The organism is Subtercola sp. PAMC28395, from assembly GCF_018889995.1.
Classification (GTDB): Bacteria; Actinomycetota; Actinomycetes; order Actinomycetales; family Microbacteriaceae; genus Subtercola.
Genome location: NZ_CP076547.1, coordinates 462273 through 480742, shown reverse-complemented (window position 1 = coordinate 480742; position 18470 = coordinate 462273). Strand labels below are relative to the sequence as shown.

The 18470-nt window shown below is 63.3% G+C and carries 14 protein-coding genes; 11 read left to right on the top strand and 3 right to left on the bottom strand.

All coding sequences use genetic code 11. The features are described from left to right. Nucleotides 1-151 precede the first annotated feature (151 nt). From KPL76_RS02330 to KPL76_RS02305, 6 genes are all read left to right on the top strand, one after another. Complete coding sequence (locus tag KPL76_RS02330; RefSeq protein ID WP_216334829.1) at nt 152-1507, top strand: ABC transporter substrate-binding protein; 1356 nt, start codon at nt 152-154, stop codon at nt 1505-1507. A gap of 101 nt (nt 1508-1608) precedes the next feature. Further along, nucleotides 1609-2580, top strand: coding sequence for a carbohydrate ABC transporter permease (locus KPL76_RS02325; protein ID WP_216334827.1), 972 nt, complete (start codon nt 1609-1611; stop codon nt 2578-2580). Then, a complete protein-coding gene (locus KPL76_RS02320) occupies nt 2577-3554 on the top strand; it encodes a carbohydrate ABC transporter permease (protein ID WP_216334825.1) in 978 nt (325 codons plus the stop codon). Before KPL76_RS02325 ends, KPL76_RS02320 begins: the two co-directional genes overlap by 4 nt. Nucleotides 3555-3584: 30 nt before the next feature. After that, nucleotides 3585-5492: an ABC transporter ATP-binding protein gene (locus tag KPL76_RS02315; RefSeq protein ID WP_216334823.1), complete on the top strand. Its 1908-nt coding sequence runs from the start codon at nt 3585-3587 to the stop codon at nt 5490-5492. A gap of 80 nt (nt 5493-5572) precedes the next feature. Beyond that, on the top strand, nt 5573-6937 hold the full coding sequence (locus tag KPL76_RS02310; protein WP_216334821.1) for a cystathionine beta-synthase: 1365 nt from the start codon (nt 5573-5575) through the stop codon (nt 6935-6937). Between the two features lie 51 nt (nt 6938-6988). After that, nucleotides 6989-8143 carry a cystathionine gamma-synthase gene (locus KPL76_RS02305; RefSeq protein ID WP_216334820.1) on the top strand — a complete coding sequence of 385 codons (1155 nt, stop codon included), beginning with the start codon at nt 6989-6991 and terminating at the stop codon, nt 8141-8143. Nucleotides 8144-8273: 130 nt separating this feature from the next. On the opposite strand, the gene KPL76_RS02300 is transcribed toward KPL76_RS02305, so the two are convergent. Together KPL76_RS02300 and KPL76_RS02295 are read right to left on the bottom strand one after the other, a co-directional pair. Continuing rightward, nucleotides 8274-8666 (bottom strand): SHOCT domain-containing protein, encoded by a 393-nt coding sequence (locus KPL76_RS02300; protein ID WP_205106774.1) that lies wholly within the window; start codon nt 8664-8666, stop codon nt 8274-8276. A gap of 115 nt (nt 8667-8781) precedes the next feature. After that, on the bottom strand, nt 8782-9660 hold the full coding sequence (locus KPL76_RS02295; protein ID WP_216334818.1) for a DMT family transporter: 879 nt from the start codon (nt 9658-9660) through the stop codon (nt 8782-8784). Nucleotides 9661-9773: 113 nt separating this feature from the next. On the opposite strand from KPL76_RS02295, the gene recQ reads away from it, so the two are divergent. Together recQ and KPL76_RS02285 are read left to right on the top strand one after the other, a co-directional pair. Then, nucleotides 9774-11768 carry a DNA helicase RecQ gene (recQ, locus tag KPL76_RS02290; protein ID WP_216334816.1) on the top strand — a complete coding sequence of 665 codons (1995 nt, stop codon included), beginning with the start codon at nt 9774-9776 and terminating at the stop codon, nt 11766-11768. 271 nt (nt 11769-12039) lie between these two features. Further along, nucleotides 12040-14193 (top strand): acyl-CoA dehydrogenase, encoded by a 2154-nt coding sequence (locus tag KPL76_RS02285; protein WP_371733925.1) that lies wholly within the window; start codon nt 12040-12042, stop codon nt 14191-14193. 66 nt (nt 14194-14259) lie between these two features. Here KPL76_RS02285 and aqpZ read toward each other — a convergent pair whose 3' ends face one another. Next, nucleotides 14260-15048: an aquaporin Z gene (aqpZ, locus tag KPL76_RS02280; protein WP_253202121.1), complete on the bottom strand. Its 789-nt coding sequence runs from the start codon at nt 15046-15048 to the stop codon at nt 14260-14262. Nucleotides 15049-15295: 247 nt separating this feature from the next. On the opposite strand from aqpZ, the gene KPL76_RS02275 reads away from it, so the two are divergent. Genes KPL76_RS02275 through KPL76_RS02265 form a run of 3 tightly spaced genes read left to right on the top strand, consistent with a single transcriptional unit; the run spans nt 15296 to nt 18419 of the window. Next, nucleotides 15296-16246: an ABC transporter ATP-binding protein gene (locus tag KPL76_RS02275; protein ID WP_216335932.1), complete on the top strand. Its 951-nt coding sequence runs from the start codon at nt 15296-15298 to the stop codon at nt 16244-16246. Next, nucleotides 16243-17076, top strand: coding sequence for an ABC transporter permease (locus KPL76_RS02270; RefSeq protein ID WP_216334812.1), 834 nt, complete (start codon nt 16243-16245; stop codon nt 17074-17076). Before KPL76_RS02275 ends, KPL76_RS02270 begins: the two co-directional genes overlap by 4 nt. Before the next feature lie 26 nt (nt 17077-17102). After that, nucleotides 17103-18419 carry a sensor histidine kinase gene (locus KPL76_RS02265; protein WP_216334810.1) on the top strand — a complete coding sequence of 439 codons (1317 nt, stop codon included), beginning with the start codon at nt 17103-17105 and terminating at the stop codon, nt 18417-18419. Nucleotides 18420-18470: the final 51 nt, after the last annotated feature.

Genomic DNA, 18470 nt, shown 5'->3' with positions numbered 1-18470 from the left:
GATAACGATTCGGCAACGGGTCGGATAAATGCCGAAACGGGCTTGCCCCAAGCCGCCAAGGCGCTTAGTGTTTGTCACTGGAAGCGCTTGCTATTTCGATAACAACCGCGGTTCGCGTGCTTCCCAACCGTACTCAATGAGGAGGAAATCCATGAGACTCACCCGTGACAAGCGAGTGATCATCCCTCTGGCAGGCTTGGCCGTTCTGGGTCTTGCGCTGACAGGCTGTACCGGTGACGCGCCGGCTTCGTCTGGCGGCACTGCCGCAGCAGGTTGCGAACACTACGCAAGCTACGGCACCTTCACCGGTTCACCCACGGTGAGCATCTACTCGACGATCGTCGACGTCGAGGCAGACCAGCTGAACCAGTCCTGGGCCGATTTCGAGAAGTGCACCGGAATCACCATCAAGTACGAGGGCAGCCAGGAGTTCGAGACCCAGATCAACGTTCGCGCACAGGGTGGCAACCCGCCCGACCTCGCGATCTTCCCGCAGCCGGGCCTGCTCGCCTCGATGGTGGCCGGTGGCTACCTCAAGCCAGCACCCCAGTCGGTCTCCGACAACGTCGACAAGAACTGGTCTGCTGACTGGAAGAAGTACGGCACCGTCGATGGCACCTTCTACGGTGCACCGCTGATGGCCAGCGTCAAGGGCTACATCTGGTACTCGCCGACGTTCTTCAAGAGCAACGGCTACACCATCCCGAAGACCCTCGACGAGCTGAACACCCTGACCGCCAAGATCGCGGCCGACGGCAAAGCCAAGCCGTGGTGTGCAGGTTTCGCATCGGGTGAGGCCAGTGGATGGCCGGGCACCGACTGGATCGAAGACGTCGTGCTTCGCCAGTCAGGCCCTGACGTCTACGACAAGTGGGTCACCAACGATGTCAAGTTCACCGACCCGCAGATCACGAAGGCATTCGACTACGTCGGCAACTTCCTGAAGAACCCGGCCTACGTGAACGCCGGCTTCGGCGACGTGACCAGCGTCAACTCGACGACCTTCCAGGACGCCGGTCTGCCGATCCTCCAGAGCCAGTGCGCCATGATGCACCAGGCTTCGTTCTACGAGGCACAGTGGCCCAAGGGCACGAAGGTCGCTGAAGACGGAGACGTCTACGGCTTCCTCATGCCTCCTGCAGCTGCAGGTGGAGCCCAGGCTGTCACCGGTGGTGGCGAGCTCGTCGGCGCGTTCAAGACGAGCGACCAGATCACCGCAGTGCAGACGTACCTCTCCAGCGCACTGTGGGCCAACAACCGCGTCAAGCTCGGTGGTGTGATCAGCGCGAACAAGGGTCTCGACCCCGCGAACGCCCAGTCGCCCCTGGCCGTGCAGAGCATCAAGATCCTGCAGGACCCGAACACCACGTTCCGGTTCGACGCGTCTGACCTGATGCCCGCCGCCGTCGGCTCGAACTCCTTCTGGAAGGGCATTGTCAACTGGATCAACGGTGACAGCACCCAGACGGTGACCGAGTTCATCCAGTCAACCTGGCCGACAAAGTAGCAACTCACTAACCAGTGCACACGAGATTGCTGCGCGGTACCCTCAGAGGTGCCGCGCAGCAATCTCGCTTTGGTCCAAAGACGTATCTAAAGGGGTGAGCCATGACAACCACCGACCTAATCAACAAAATCGTTCAAGTAGTAGTGGCACTTGCGGCTTTCGCCGCAGTGATCGGACTACTGCTGTTCCTCATCGACCGGGCACCGAAAAAGCGAAAAGATGTCGTTCAACTCATCGGTTTCGTGACTCCGGCGTTCCTCTTCCTCATCATCGGTCTTGTCTATCCGGCCATCAGAACGGCGATCGCCTCGCTTTTCGACGGCAAGGGCAACTTCATCGGTGGCGAGAACTTCGTGTGGGTGTTCACCCAGCCTGACTCCCTCGTGAGTCTTCGCAACACGATCATCTGGGTCATCCTGACTCCGCTGGCCGCGACCGCGATCGGCCTCGCCTACGCGGTCTTCATCGACAAGTCCCGCGGTGAGCGCTACTTCAAGGCGCTTGTCTTCATGCCGATGGCGATCTCATTCGTCGGCGCGAGCATCATCTGGAAGTTCGTGTACGAGTATCGGCCCACGGGTGTCAACCAGATCGGGCTCCTGAACCAGATCGTCGTGTGGCTGGGCGGTGAGCCTGTGCAGTGGTTGCAGTCCGTTCCTGCGAACACTCTGCTGCTGATCGTCGTCATGGTCTGGATCCAGACCGGGTTCGCAATGGTGGTGCTCTCCGCCGCGATCAAGGGCGTTCCCACGGAGATCATCGAAGCGGCCCAGCTCGACGGCACCAACGCCTGGCAGCGGTTCACGAACGTGACCATCCCGGGCATCCAGAGCTCGCTCGTCGTGGTCGTGACGACCATCTCGATCGCCACACTGAAGGTCTTCGACATCGTGCGAACGATGACAGCCGGAAACTTCGACACCAGCGTGCTCGCCAACGAGATGTACACCCAGGCCTTCCGTGCTGGTGAACCGGGGCGGGGCTCAGCACTGGCGTTGATCCTGTTCGTGCTGGTTCTGCCGATCGTCATTTACAACGTGAGAGTCTTGCGCAAGCAGAGGGAGATCCGATGAGCGTCGCACCAGTCGAGCTTCCAATCCCGGGTGGAGCCACCCGGTCGCTCGAAGAAGAGTATGTCGCCGCCACCACGAAGACGGCGCGAGTCAAGAAGAACCTCACGTCGCGGTGGGCGACTGTTGCGGCCCTGGTGATCGCTGTCGTCTGGACGATCCCGACCTTCGGCCTGTTGTTGTCGTCGTTCCGCCCCGAGGTGCTCATCAAGACCACCGGCTGGTGGACGATCTTCACCAATCCCGGCCTCACCCTCGACAACTACAAAGAGGTGCTCTTCGCCTCATCGTCGAGCGCGCCGCAACTGGGCCAGTATTTCGTGAACTCGATCGCCATCAGCATTCCGGCGACCATCTTCCCGTTGATCCTGGCGTCGATGGCTGCCTACGCTTTTTCGTGGATGAAGTGGAAGGGCCGCGACGTCGTCTTCATCCTGGTTTTCGCGCTCCAGATCGTGCCGCTGCAGATGGCGCTGATCCCCCTTCTTCAGCTCTTCTCGAAGGGTGTCCAGATCGGCAGCACGACCATCATCCCGCCGATCCCGACCGGAACGTACGCGCAGTTGTGGATCGCCCACACGGCGTTCGCTCTGCCGCTGGCAATCTTCCTGCTCTACAACTTCATCTCGCAGGTTCCCGGCGAAGTGATCGAGGCAGCGCGGGTCGACGGGGCATCTCACGGGCAGATCTTCCTGCGGATCATCATTCCGCTCGCGATGCCGGCACTCGCGTCGTTCGCCATCTTCCAGTTCCTCTGGGTGTGGAATGACCTGCTCGTCGCGCTGGTGTTCTCGGGTGGTTCGCCTGAGGTGGCGCCTCTGACCCAGCGACTTGCCGAGCTCACCGGTAGCCGAGGCAGTGAATGGCAGCGCCTCACGGCTGCTGCCTTCGTCTCGCTGGTCGTGCCGTTGATCGTGTTCTTCAGCCTTCAGCGTTACTTCGTGCGTGGACTGCTGGCAGGCTCGACGAAGGGGTAACAGGGCCACAGAGCGGCGTAGCCTGAACCCATGAGTTCAGTGGGTCGCGGTGGTCGTGGTGGTGGCGGTGGTTTGATGGGCGGTGGCGACGTCCAGGCGCAGAAGGCCCGGAACGCCCAGGCGCCGAAGGTCGACAACCTCTTCGGGCGCATCACCCAACTGTTCGCTCCGTATCGGCCACAGATCGCACTGACGGTCATCCTCGTTCTGGTGGCGGCGGCACTCTCGGTAGTGCCGCCGCTGCTCACGCAGCGAGCCTTCGACGACGGGTTGTTCCCTGTCGCGGGCGGCGGGCCGAATGTGCCGGTGTTGACCGGCATCATCGCCCTGATGATCGTGATCTATGTCGTCTCGACGCTGCTCGGTGTCTGGCAGACCTACCTGACCGCCACCGTGGGCAACAAGGTCATGGGGGCGATGCGTGTCAGCCTGTTCACTCACCTGCAGGCGATGGAACTCAGTTTCTTCACCAAGACGAAGACCGGCGTCATCCAGTCGCGGCTTCAGAACGATGTCGGTGGTGTGGCCGCAGTTCTCACCAACACCATCTCGAGCGTGCTCGGCAACACCGTCACAGTGATCGCCGCCTTCGTCGCCATGCTGCTGCTGAATTGGCAGCTGACGATCGTGGCGATCATCCTGATGCCGATCCTCGTGATCGCCCAGCGCAAGGTAGGCCAGGTTCGAGCGCGGATCGCCACGAAGACGCAGGAATCGCTGTCTGACATGACGGCCATCACCCAGGAGACGCTGAGCGTTTCGGGCATCCTGCTGTCGAAGAGTTTCAACCGTCAGAACAGCGAGATTGCCCGCTATTCGAAGGAGAACGACAACCAGGTTCGCCTGCAGGTGAGCCAGCAGATGAGCGGCCAGTGGTTCTTCGCCATGGTCAGCATCTTCCTGTCGAGTATTCCGGCGATCGTCTACCTCGTCGCCGGACTTCTGCTGAACAACGGCGCTGCCGACATCACAGCAGGCACGATCGTTGCCTTCACCACCGTTCAGGCCCGGTTGCTGTTCCCGCTTCTGGGGCTGCTGCGCGTGGCGCTTGACCTGCAGACCTCTGGCGCACTCTTTGCACGGATCTTCGAATACATGGATCTGGTGCCCTCGATCGTCGACGGCCCGGATGCTCGTGACGTGCCTGGCCCGGCGCCGGATTCTCTTGGCGTTGCTTCGCCTGTTCCGGACCAGCTGGGCAGCGTGGCGTTCGAGAACGTCTCCTTCCGTTACGCCGACGCCTCGCCGACCTCGCGGCCCACGCTGGGTGGAATCAGTTTCGAGATCGAGCCCGGCCAGTTCGCGGCGTTCGTGGGGCCGTCGGGCGCAGGAAAGACGACGATCTCCTCGCTGATCCCACGGTTCTACGAAGCCACGGGTGGTCGAGTGCTCTTCGCAGGTGTGGACGTTCGCGAGCTCCGCCAGGAATCGCTGGTTTCGCATCTGGGTATCGTGAGCCAGGAGACCTACCTCTTTCACGCCACCGTGGCCGACAACCTCCGCTACGCAAAGCCCGATGCGACACAGTCCGAACTCGAAGAAGCGGCGACGCAGGCGAACATCCACGATCGCATCATGAGCTTCGACGACGGGTACGACACAATGGTGGGGGAGCGTGGGTACCGTCTCTCGGGCGGCGAGAAACAGCGCATCGCGATCGCGAGGGTTCTGCTCAAAGACCCAGCTGTACTCATTCTCGACGAGGCGACGAGCGCCCTCGACTCGATCTCAGAGCGCATCGTCCAGGCAGCGCTTGACACGGCAGCGCGGGGGCGCACCACCATCGCCATCGCACATCGCCTCTCGACGGTCGTGTCAGCCGACGTCATCTTCGTCATCGAAGACGGGCTGATCGTCGAGAAGGGCACGCACGCAGACCTGCTCGAGCGCGGGGGCGCCTATTCGGCCCTGTACGTGGAGCAGGTCTCGGTGCGGTGACCCTCGTGCGCGGATGACTCGTTCTACGCTGGATCCCGGGTGCCGGGTAACACGAAATTCTTCGCTGGTACGTTTAAGAAGTGAAATACGCGGAAACTGTGCTCGACCTCATCGGCAACACTCCTCTGGTGAAACTCAACCGGGTGACCGACGGCATCGCCGCCACGGTGCTCGCGAAGATCGAGTATCTGAACCCCGGCGGCTCGGCCAAAGACCGCATCGCGATCCGTATCATCGATGCCGCCGAGCGCGACGGCCTGTTGAAGCCCGGCGGCACCATCGTCGAGCCGACTTCGGGCAACACCGGTGTGGGCCTGGCGCTCGTGGCCCAGCAGCGCGGCTACCGCTGTGTCTTCGTACTGCCCGACAAGGTCGGCGAAGACAAGCGCAACGTGCTGACGGCCTACGGTGCCGAGATCGTCGTCACTCCCACGGCGGTTGCCCTCGATCATCCGGATTCGTACTACTCGGTCTCTGACCGCCTCGCAGCCGAGATCGAAGGTGCGTTCAAGCCGAACCAGTACGCGAACCCCAATGGCCCGCTCAGCCACTACGAATCGACCGGTCCAGAGATCTGGCGCGACACCGACGGGCGCGTGACGCACTTCGTGGCCGGAGTTGGCACCGGCGGCACGATCAGTGGCACCGGCAAATACCTCAAGGAGATCTCGGATGCCCGGGTGAAGGTGATCGGAGCAGACCCCGAAGGCTCGGTCTACTCCGGGGGCACGGGGCGCCCGTACCTCGTCGAAGGCGTCGGCGAGGACTTCTGGCCCGCAGCCTACGACCCCAGTGTCGTGGACGCCGTGATCGCGTCCAACGATGCGGAGTCGTTCGACATGACCCGCCGGCTTGCGCTCGAAGAGGGCCTGCTCGTAGGGGGTTCGAGCGGACTCGCCGTCTCGGTGGCACTCAAAGTCGCGAAAGACCTCCCGGCCGACGCTGTCGTGGTTGTTCTCCTCCCCGACGGCGGTCGCGGGTACCTCGGCAAGATCTTCAATGAGAAGTGGATGCGGTCGTACGGCTTCAGCGACGAGTCGACCGAGAGCACCGTGCGCGAACTCATCAGCCTGAAGAGTGGGGCAATGCCCGACCTCGTGCACGCGCACCCGACCGACACCGTGCACGACGCCATCGGCATCATGACGAAGTATGGTGTCTCGCAGCTGCCCGTGCTGAGCGCGGAACCCCCCGTCGTGATCGGCGAGGTCGTCGGCTCGCTCAACGAGCAGTCCCTGCTCGAGCAGGTTTTCAGCGGCGCCGCGAGCATGACAGACAAGGTCGGCGGGTTCGCCAGCGATGCTCTCCCGCTCATTGGAATCAACGAGTCGGTGGGCGCGGCCAGGCAGGCATTCCGCGCCTCGCAGGCGCTCCTGGTCGTCGACGACGGCAAACCCGTCTCCGTGATCACCCGGCAGGACCTGCTGAGCTTCCTGAGCGAATAACCGCTCGTCACACCTACGAACCGCGCCCTACCCGGCGCTTGAGGACACACCATGCCCAACAAGCAGCACTTCGAGACACTCGCCATCCACGCCGGCCAGGAGTTCGACCCCACTACGGGCGCCATCATTCCGCCGATCTACCAGACGTCGACCTTCGTGCAGAACGGAATCGGCAACTTTCGCGGCGGTTATGAATACGCACGCGGTGGCAACCCCACCCGCACATCACTCGAAACCCTGCTGGCCGCCCTCGAAGGCGGAACCCATGCGTTCTCGTTCGCGTCGGGACTCGCAGCCGAAGACGCACTGCTTCGCGCTGTTCTGGAGCCCGGTGACCACGTGGTACTCGGAAACGACGTCTACGGTGGCACTCATCGCCTCATCAACAAGATCCACAGCCGGTCTGGCATCGAGAACGACACCGTCGAGATGATGGATCTCAATGCCGTGCAGAAGGCTGTGGTCAAGGGCAAGACGAAGGTGCTCTGGCTCGAGACCCCGAGCAACCCACTGATGAAGATCAGCGACGTCGGCGAGCTTGCCGAGATCGGTCACGCTGCGGGAGCCATCGTGGTGGTCGACAACACCTTTGCATCGCCCTACCTCCAGAAGCCGCTGGCGCTCGGGGCCGACGTTGTGGTGCACTCGACCACGAAGTACCTCGGCGGCCACTCCGACATTCTCGGGGGAGCCCTCGTCATGAGCGACGCGGAGCTTGCCGACAAGGTGGGTTTCCAGCAGTTCGCCGCGGGCGCTGTCTCCGGGCCGATGGATGCGTGGCTCACCGTCCGCGGAATCAAGACGTTGGCCGTTCGCATGGACAGGCACAGCGCCAATGCCCAGGCGATCGCCGAACACCTGGTCGGTCATCCGGCAATCGAGCGCATCTACTACCCGGGCCTGGAGTCGCACCCCGGGCACGAGCTCGCGAAGAAGCAGATGTCGGGTTTCGGTGGCATGATCTCGCTCGGAATCCGGGCGGGTGCCAAGGCCGCGCGCAAGTTCGCCGAGTCGACGAAGGTGTTCCAGCTCGCCGAGTCGCTCGGTGGTGTCGAATCGCTCGTGGGGTACCCCAGCGAGATGACGCACGCCTCGGTGCGAGGGACCGCCCTCGAAGTGCCTGACAACATCATTCGCCTGTCGGTCGGTATCGAGAACGTCGATGATCTGATCGACGACCTCGACCGTGCGCTGCCGAAGCGGTAGCCCGGGATACGCATGCTGCACGAAGAAGCCCCGACGGTCAACTGGATGACCGGCGGGGCTTCTTCGCTCTGCGACTGACTCGTCGTGCCCGAACCGGCCGCGACGTGAATCGGTGTGTGAGCTGTGTGTTCTACTTGCCTGAAAGGGCGTGTGCCTTGATCGCGTCGTATTCGACCGAGGTGATCGTGCCAGCGTCGAGGAGGGCCTTCGCCTTGGCAATCTCGTCAGACGGGCTCGAGCCTGCAACCGTGCGGATGTACTGGTCGGTGGCCGACTGGGCTTCTTTGACCTGTTTGACCTGGCGCTCTGCCATGCCGCCGCCACGGGCGATCAGGTAGACCAGCGCGGTGAGGAACGGCACGAAGATCAGGAAGAGGATCCAGATCGCCTTGAAGACGCCGTTCAGTTTGTGGTCGCGGAACAGGTCACCGATGATCGCAAACAGAGCGAAGAGGTACGCGATGAACGCGAAGCTCCAGAAGAAGATGCCGATGACGTTCCAGATGTTGTTCCAAAAATCCATGATGAGTGTTCCCCTCGAGGCGCGCGCTGTGCGCTAGTCAAACTGTTGCAATCTGCCGAGAATTCGGCGATTTCTTTCTTACCGTAGTGGGTACGGGCCCCACTCGTGTAGTGGCCTACCCGAGGGCGAGCATTCCGGCAGCTGACAACGCCAGAACCAGGCCGACGATCTGCACGGGCGCGATGCGCTCGCGCAACACGATCGCGGCGAGAATGATGGTTCCGGCCGGATACATCGCCGTGAGTACCGACATGGTGACCAGGTCGCCGAGGTGCAACCCGGTAAGCAGCAGAATATTGCCCAGGGCGTCGACGATGCCGCACCCGGCAGCAAGCGACACTCCGAGCCTGGCGGGAGATCCAGTCCGCGTTCCGGCGTCGACGCCGGCTCTCTTCGTGCGACTCGTGAGAAAGATCACCAGAGCGACGCCCAACAGCAGGGTCGCATTCACCGCTCGATTGAAGAGCAGCGGCACGATTCCGGAGTCTTCTGGAGTCTGGTTGATCAGAATCAGAAAGACGCCGATCATCGCTCCCGAGCCGACGGCCATACCGATGCCGCGAAGACTCGGTCGCACTGCACCCTTCTCGGGCACGAAGCCGACGAGCACGACCGCGACCAGTGCGACAACCAGGCCGAGGTAGCCGATGATGCCGAACCGTGTGCCTGTCAGCAAGCCGACAACCATGGGTACGATCGCCGAGACGAGGGCAGTGAGCGGCGAGAGGATGCTCATCGGCCCGATGGCGAGGCAGGCATAGAGGAGCGAAAGTGCGATCGCACCGGCGACACCGGAGAGGGCTCCCCAGATCGCTGCCGACCAGCTGAAGGCGCCGCCGATGATCGGGTAGACGGCGAGGAGAATCGCGAGGCCGGATGCTGCCGCCAGCGCTGTCACGAGCACCGGGTTCAGGCGCTTCGAGGCGAGGCCGCCGAGAAAGTCGGCAGAACCGTAGACCAAGGCGCCTGTGATTCCGAGAAGCGTGGGGATCATGTGACCCGAGCCTAACGCGGCACGTGGTCTGTTGATCATGCTGTGGAGAGAAGTTCTCCACAGGGTCGAACAGGCAGGGGTGGTGTGTCAGGAGTCAAAACTAAGCTGGGCACATGACATTCGACTCTGCTGCACCCACTCTCGATGATGCGGTGAGTACGCGGGTCGGCGGCGGGTCTGCAGAGGCCAGACCTGAGCAGGCCAGCCCTGAGCAGGCCAGACCTGAGCAGGCCAGCCCCGAGCAGGTCAGCCCCGAGCAGGCAGGGCTCGAGCAGGCTGACCCAGCGCGCCAGTTGCTCAAGAGAGTGTTCGGTTACGACGACTTCCGCGGCGACCAGGCCGCCGTCATCAGCCACGTGGCCGCGGGTGGTGACGCTGTTGTGCTGATGCCGACCGGCGGTGGCAAGTCGTTGTGTTACCAGATCCCTGCGCTCCTTCGTGACGGCACCGGGGTTGTCATCTCTCCTCTCATTGCTCTCATGCAGGATCAGGTCGACGCTTTGTTGGCGGTCGGGGTGAGGGCGGCATTCCTGAACTCGACCCAAGACGCCTCAGAACGCGATCGGGTCGAGAGTGCGTATCTCGCCGGCGAACTCGATCTGCTGTACGTGGCACCAGAGCGACTCTCGTCCGAGAGCACGAAGCGGTTTCTCGACAACGGGAGAATTGCTCTCTTCGCGATCGACGAAGCCCACTGCGTGTCGCAGTGGGGCCATGACTTCAGGCCCGACTACCTGAGTCTTTCCGATCTGGCCGACCGCTGGCCCGAGGTTCCGAGGATCGCCCTGACGGCGACGGCGACGGCTGCAACCCACACCGAGATCACGCAGAGACTGAAACTCGGCGACGCGCGGCACTACGTCGCGAGCTTCGATCGGCCGAACATCCGGTATCGCATCGAGGGTAAAGGCGAGGTGCGGCAGCAACTGCTCTCGTTGATCCGTCGCGAGCACGATGGCGACGCGGGCATCGTGTACTGCCTCTCACGCAAGACCGTCGAGCAGACAGCGCAATTCCTTTCGGCGAACGGGGTCAACGCGCTGCCGTACCACGCGGGGCTGGAGAGCGGGCTGCGCTCCCGCACCCAGGCACGGTTCCTGCGCGAAGACGGCGTGGTCATCGTGGCCACGATCGCGTTCGGCATGGGTATCGACAAGCCCGACGTGAGGTTCGTCGCGCACATCGACCTGCCGAAATCGGTGGAGGGCTACTACCAGGAGACAGGTCGGGCCGGTCGAGACGGCCAACCGTCGACGGCCTGGCTGGCCTACGGCCTGCAAGACGTGGTGCAGCAGCGCAGAATGATCGAGCAGTCCCCGGGTGACCTCGCACACCGCCGCAAACTCTCCTCCCACCTCGATGCCATGCTCGCGCTCTGCGAGACGATCGACTGCCGGCGGGTGAACCTGCTCGGCTACTTCGGCCAGACGAGTGTGCCATGCGGCAACTGTGACACCTGCCTGGTGCCGCCTGTCTCGTGGGATGGCACCATTCCCGCTCAGAAGCTGCTTTCGACCGTGGTGCGGTTGCAGCGCGAACGCAACCAGAAGTTCGGTGCAGGGCATCTCATCGACATCCTGCGCGCGAAGAAGACGCCCAGGGTCGACCAGTATGGTCACGATGAGCTCGCGGTCTGGGGCATCGGTTCAGAACTCTCCGAGCAGCAGTGGAGAAGTGTGGTGCGCCAACTGCTGGCAAAGGGCCTTCTTGCAGTGAACGACGACGGGTTCGGCACCCTTGTGCTTGCGCCTGCCAGCATCGACGTGTTGAGCGGGGCTGTGACGGTGCCGATGCGATTGGAGCCAGACCGCGCCGCGGGTTCGTCCGGCTCAGGCACGGGCGGTTCGCGCGCGAAACAGGCGCGCGCAGTTGCCGACCTGCCAGACGACGCCATCTCGCTTTTCGAGGCCCTTCGTGCCTGGCGGTCGACGACGGCCAAGACGATGGGTGTGCCCGCGTACGTGATCTTCCACGATGCGACACTCCGCGAGATCGCCGTGAGGCGACCGCTGGTTGCCGCTGACCTCGACGGAGTCGCCGGTATCGGCCAGAAGAAGCTCGACACCTTCGGCGAGGGGCTGCTCGAAGTCGTTGCGGCCAACGTCTGACCGCATCGGGCTCAATGCGCGCTGCCGTCTGGTTCGGCCAGCGTTCAGTGGGACCGGTGCAGCCTTGTGCGTTCTCTGCTGTGAAGACGCTGGTCTATTGGAGGTTCTCACAAACTGGTGAGCATACGGCCATGGGGAGTTTGTAGCCCCGGCACTGTCGGCTTGGGCGTGCAGTGCCTCGCCTTTACTGTGAGGGAGAACTCACTCAGTGGGGAGAGTCATTCCCCCACGATTGAGCAGCACTGAACGCACTCGACAGACGAGGACACCAATGATGGTCACCACTTCTCCGGCTTCTGCCCCACACGAGGCGCCGATACGACGTCCGGCATCGTCCGGTGGCGCGACGAAGAATTCGCGTGTGAATGGGTCGACCTCGGGTGCCTTCGTGGCCAGCACCCCTGCGCCGACTGTCGATGTCGCGTTGCTGGGTGAATATCTGCTGGGCACCTGGGCCGAGGCCCGCCTCGAAGCGCGTCGGGTCACAGCGCGCCCAGAGATGCAGCGCATCGAGGGCCAGACCCTCTCCGAACATCGCCAGAGAGTCCTCGACCAGCTCCACCTGCTCGTGGCAGAGGGCGCTGTGAACAAGGCGTTCCCGACGAGGCTCGGCGGGCAGGACGACCACGGCGGCAACATCGCGGGTTTCGAAGAACTCGTGACGGCCGACCCCTCGCTCCAGATCAAATCCGGCGTGCAGTGGGGCCTGTTCGGTGCAGCTGTGCTGCACCTCGGAACCGAATACCACCACAACACCTTCCTGCCCGGCATCATGAGCCTTGCTGTGCCCGGTGCATTCGCCATGACCGAGACGGGTCACGGTTCTGACGTCGCCAGCATCGGCACGACTGCGACCTACGACCCGGAGACCCAGGAGTTCGTGCTGAACACGCCGTTCCGCGGTGCCTGGAAGGACTACCTCGGCAATGCTGCACTGCACGGCATCGCGGCGGTCGTCTTCGCCCAGTTGATCACTCAGGGAGTGAACCACGGAGTGCACGCACTCTACGTACCGCTGCGGGACTCTGACGGAGCATTCCTGGCCGGCGTCGGCGGTGAAGACGATGGGTTGAAAGGTGGGCTGAACGGGATCGACAATGGGCGGCTGCACTTCGACGATGTGCGGATACCCCGAGCGAACCTCCTCAACCGGTACGGAGACGTTTCTGCCGAGGGTGTCTACTCCTCGTCGATAGCCAGCCCGGGCCGCCGCTTCTTCACGATGCTGGGCACTCTCGTTCAGGGCCGCGTCTCGTTGGACGGGGCATCCACTGCTGCCGCGAAGATCGCACTCAACATTGCCATCACGTACGGAAGCCAGCGTCGGCAGTTCACCGCGGGCAGCGACACGAACGAAGAAGTCCTGCTCGACTACCAGAAGCACCAGAGCAGGCTCCTGCCGCTTCTTGCCACGACCTATGCGGCGAGTTTCGCCCATGAGGTGCTGCTGACCAAGTTCGATGAGGTGTTCTCCGGCAAGCACGACACAGACGTCGACCGGCAGGATCTCGAGACGCTTGCTGCGGCCCTCAAGCCTCTTTCGACGTGGCACGCCCTCGACACCCTGCAGGAGGCGCGCGAAGCGTGCGGAGGCGCTGGCTTTCTGGCCGAGAACAGGTTGACCGGCCTGCGCGCCGACCTCGACGTGTATGCCACGTTCGAGGGAGACAACCACGTACTTCTCCAGCTGGTCGCCAAACGCCTGCTCACGGATTTCAACCGCAAGTTCGCAAAGGCCGATGCCGGCGTCATGGCACGATACGTCGTCGAACAGGCCGCGGATCGAGCGGTCAATGGCACGGGACTGCGACGATTGGCGCAGAATGTCTCTGACCGTGGTTCGGTTGCCCGTTCCGTCGGCCAGCTGCAATCGTCGAAGGTGCAGCGATCACTGCTGACCGATCGCGTGGAGACGATGGTGGCGGAGATCGCGACGCGGCTCCGCCCAGCTGCCAAGTCCTCGAAGAAGAAGGCAGCCGATCTCTTCAATTCGAACCAGAACGCCATGATCGAGGCCGCGCGGGCACACGCCGAACTCCTGCAGTGGGAGGCGTTCACCGATGCGCTCGCAGGGATCGACGACGCACCGACGAAGGCGGTTCTCACCTGGTTGCGAGACCTGTTCGGGCTGGGGCTCATTCAGAAGCACGCCGCGTGGTACCTGATCCACGGTCGCCTCTCGCCGAAGCGTGCGCTCGCCATCGAGGCCTACATCGACCGCCTCACGCTGCGGCTTCGACCGCACGCCCTCGACCTCGTGGATGCCTTCGGGTACGGGCCGGAGCATGTTCGGGCTCCGATCGCCTCTGGCGCCGAAGCGGTGCGCCAGACCGAGGCGCGCGAGTACTACAGGGCGCTCCGCGAAAGCGGAACTGCTCCTGTCGACGAGAAGTCCCTCGCGAAGACGAAGGCTTCGACGAACTGACGGCAGAGGCTTCCGTGCGGAATCACCGACGCGGAAGCCTCTGCGAAATTCGTCTTCGCGCCGCGACTATTTCGCCGCAGAAGTCTTCGTGTACTTGACTCCGTCGAACAGCAGGCGATAGCTGAGGCCGGCAATGAGCGCGCCGACAATGGGGAAGACAATGAACACCCAGAGCTGTGCCAGCCAGTCACCGCCACCGAAGATCGCCGTCGCAATCGACCGGGCCGGGTTGATCGACGCGTTGTCGATGGGAATCGAGATGAGCAGCAACAGCGTCAGCGTGAACCCGATGGCGATCGGAGCGAATCCCGCCACTGCATGCTTGGCATTCGTGACGCCGAGGATCACGAAAAGGAACAAGGCCGTGATGATGATCTCGATGGCGATCGCAGCGCCGAGCCCGAAGCCGCCGGGCGAGTGCTCGCCGTAACCGTTAGAGACGAATCCACCCTTCACCGCCGAATCGAGAAAGCCGGCGGGCCCTGCCGAGGCGAGGGCGAAGATGGCCGTTGCACCCAGAATCGCACCGACCAGCTGAGCGACGATGTACGTGATGACGTCGCTCCAGGCGAAGCGACCCGCGGCCGCCAGGCCGAGGGTGACCGCGGGGTTGAAGTGGCCGCCAGAGATCGGCCCGAATGCATAGGCCCCGATCATGACGGTGAGCCCGAGCGCGACAGCGACCCCGAGAAATCCGACACCAAGGGGGTTCGATGCGTCGCTCGACGGGAAGGCGGCTGAGAACGTCGCGGTGCCGACCAGCCCGAAGACGAGGAGGAAGGTGCCGAAGGTTTCTGCGAGCAGGCGCGCGAGAGTCGACGGCTCAGCTGGTTCTGGTGCTTCTGGAAATGACACAGGGGTCCCCTCAATCGGTGTGTTTGTGTGAGAATATGCGCAGATTGCGCAATCGTTTGTGCACGTATGTGCTGAAAAAAACATACTGGAAGTTCACAGGTCGTACCGCGGTATGACGATCGGTGTTCGAATCGTCGACACAAAGATCCACCCGTGGTCGGATGCCCGGGGTGCACTAGACCTCGTACTCTCGAAGTACTGCGGGCCATTGCCCGGAGCATCCACGCAGAAGTTCGGAGATCAGCCAGTGATCGAAGCTCACTCACTCACAAAAAGGTATGGATCGAAGACCGCCGTCGATTCGGTCAGTTTTGTCGTTCGCCCGGGACTCGTCACCGGGTTCCTCGGCCCGAACGGTGCCGGCAAGTCGACGACGATGCGCATGATCGTCGGCCTCGATCGCCCGACGGGCGGCAGCGTCACCGTCAATGGCAAGGCGTACAAAGACCATCATGCCCCGCTTCACGAGGTGGGCGTGCTTCTCGATGCGAAGGCAGTGCACCAGGGCCGCTCGGCCTACAACCACCTCCTGGCGCTGGGGGCCACCCACGGAATCGGTGCAACGCGTGTTCGCGAGGTGATCGAGATGACCGGCCTGGACACCGTGGCGAAGAAGCGGGTGGGTGGGTTCTCGCTGGGCATGGGGCAGCGGCTCGGAATTGCGGCTGCGATGCTCGGCGACCCGTCGACGCTCATTCTCGACGAGCCGGTGAACGGTCTCGACCCCGAAGGCGTGATGTGGGTGCGGGAGCTGGTGAGGTTCCTGGCGTCGGAGGGCAGGACTGTTCTGTTGTCATCGCACCTCATGAGCGAGATGGCACTCACGGCCGACCACATCATCGTGCTGGGCAAGGGGCGCGTGCTCGCCGATGCGCCGGTTGCGGAGATGATCAGCTCGTCGACCGTCTCCTCGGTGCGGGCGGTCAGCCCCCAGGCCGGAGAGATAGCCAGGTTGCTCACCTCGAACGACGTGACCATCACGAGTGTCGATGGCCAGACCCTGCAGATCGTCGGGCTGACGGCTGCTGCCGTCGGTGAAGCCGCGGCTGCGGCGGGCATTGTTCTGCACGAACTCACGCCTCTCAAGGGCTCACTCGAAGACGCTTATGTGAACCTCACTGCCGATTCTGTCGAATACCGCACCCACCCGTCGGCACTTGCCGCTGCCGCTCTCACCGACTCGGAGGTCTCACGATGACTGCCACCGCTCCTTCTGTACCCCGTTCCTCCCAGAAACTCGCGAAGGTCCATCTGACTGCAGGCGGCATTCTGAAGTCGGAATGGATCAAACTGACATCGCTCCGGTCGACGGTGTGGTCGTATGCTGTTCTGCTGGTCATCCAGGTCGCCATCGGGCTGCTCATTGCCTCTGTTGCGGCAAGCGGCCAGAGTGGTCCACGTGGCCAGGGCGCAGGTCTGCTTCATTCCCCCGGTGTCGCAGCACTTGTCGCGACTGCCGGAGTGAACTTCGGGCAACTCGTGGTTTCTGTGCTCGGCGTTCTGATCATCAGCGGCGAGTATTCGACGGGTCAGATCAAGTCGAGTTTTGCCGCGGTGCCGAAACGGCTGCCCGTGCTCTGGGCGAAGGCTGCCGTCTTCACCGTTGTGACGTTCGTGGTGTCGCTGGTGGCGATCGTGCTCACCTACTTCGTCACCTGGCCCATCCTCTCGGGAGCCGGGGTCACCTCGAATCTCTTCGATTCAGACGTGTACCTGAATCTTCTCGGGGCGGCGCTCTATCTGGCCCTGGTCGGACTCCTCGCCCTCACGATCGGTGCGGTTCTGCGCACCACGGCAGGCGCCATCGCCGCTTCGCTCGGCCTGCTGTTGGTTGTGCCGGTCATCTTCGGCCTGATCCCCGCTGACTGGGCCAAGTCCATCTCGGATTGGCTGCCCGGCAGCGCGGGCGGTAGCCTCTTCGGGTCGGGCGGGATCTTCGAGTGGTGGCAGGGACTGCTGATCGTTCTTGGTTGGATCGTGGCGGTCGGAGTAGCGGCGGCCGTACTGATGAAGCGGAGAGACGCCTGACCCACGCCCCGCAGGAGAGCGCTCTGGTGAGTCCCACCGGGCGCTCTTCGGCGTCCGTGTCGGCGGAGCAGGATCTGAAGCTGCCCAAACCTCCTGGGGTCTTCCGGCTCTTCTTCGGCAGGCACATGTGGATCGTGGACTGGGCAGTCGTCGTCGTCTTCGCCCTGCCCGCTGCGGTCTATCTCCCGATCAGACTCTCTGGCGCGACCGGTGATGCGCCTGGCACGGTCGTCGGGATTCTGGCCATCGTCGGCACGGCGACCGTCGCCGTTGCTTTGCTGTTCCGGCGTACTCACCCCCTGGTGCTCGTCGCCGTTGTCGCCGTTTCATTCTTTCTGGTGCTGCCGTCCTTTCCCGGCCTCGGCCAGTCGGCGCCGCTGTTCGCCCTCTATGCGGCCGCCCTCTACGCTTCGGTGCGCGCGGCCTGGGTGTCATTCGGTGTTCTCATCCTCTGCCTGGCTGCCGTCAGCCTTGTCGCCCACAATGGTGATCTCGGGGAGGCGATCGCCGTCTCGCTGGTCTTCGGCTTTCTGATGCTCGTGGCCGTTCTTGTCGGCATCAATGTGGGCAATCGCAAGCGCTATGTGGAGGCGCTGCTCGACCGAGCGGCACAGCTCGCCCGCGAGCGTGACCAACAGGCACTCCTGGCAGCTGTGACGGAGCGGGCCAGGATCGCCAGGGAGATGCACGACATCGTCGCACACAGCCTCACCGTGATGGTGGCACTCGCCGACGGCGCCGGTCTCACTGTGGGGAATGACCCCGACCGCGCCCAGGAGATCATGCACCAGGTGGCAGAGACGGGTCGCCAGGCACTCGCAGACATGCGCGTCGTTCTCGGAGTCCTCGCCGATCCGCGCCCCTCCACCGTGGCAGCGGCCCTCAAGCCCCAGCCGGGTCATGACGATCTCGAAGCCCTCGTGCAGTCGTATCGCGGCGCGGGAATGGTCGTTCACTTCACCGTGTCGGGGGCGCCCCCGCGAGATCCAGGGTTACAGCTCACCGTGTTCCGCATCGTCCAGGAGGCACTGACGAACTGTCTGCGTTATGCCTCCGACCCGAAACACGTGGTTGTGGAGCTGGACTACGGCACTTCCGAACTCGTGGTGTCTGTCGCCGACGAAGGCCAGGGCACAGCATCGAACGGCAGCGCGAAAGGTTCGCTCGCCGGTGCCACCACCGTCATCGGATCCGGCCAGGGACTCGTCGGCATGCGTGAACGGGTGACCGCATACGAGGGTTCCCTCGAGACCGGCCCGACAACGGCAGGCGGCTGGCGAGTGCGAGCCACCCTACCCGTGCGGCCTCCGGGAGCACCGGGCGGCGAACACGCCGTAGTGTGAGGCGCGGGCAGCAGAGACAGTGTGTTCACGCGGCCGAGAGCAAAAGGGTTC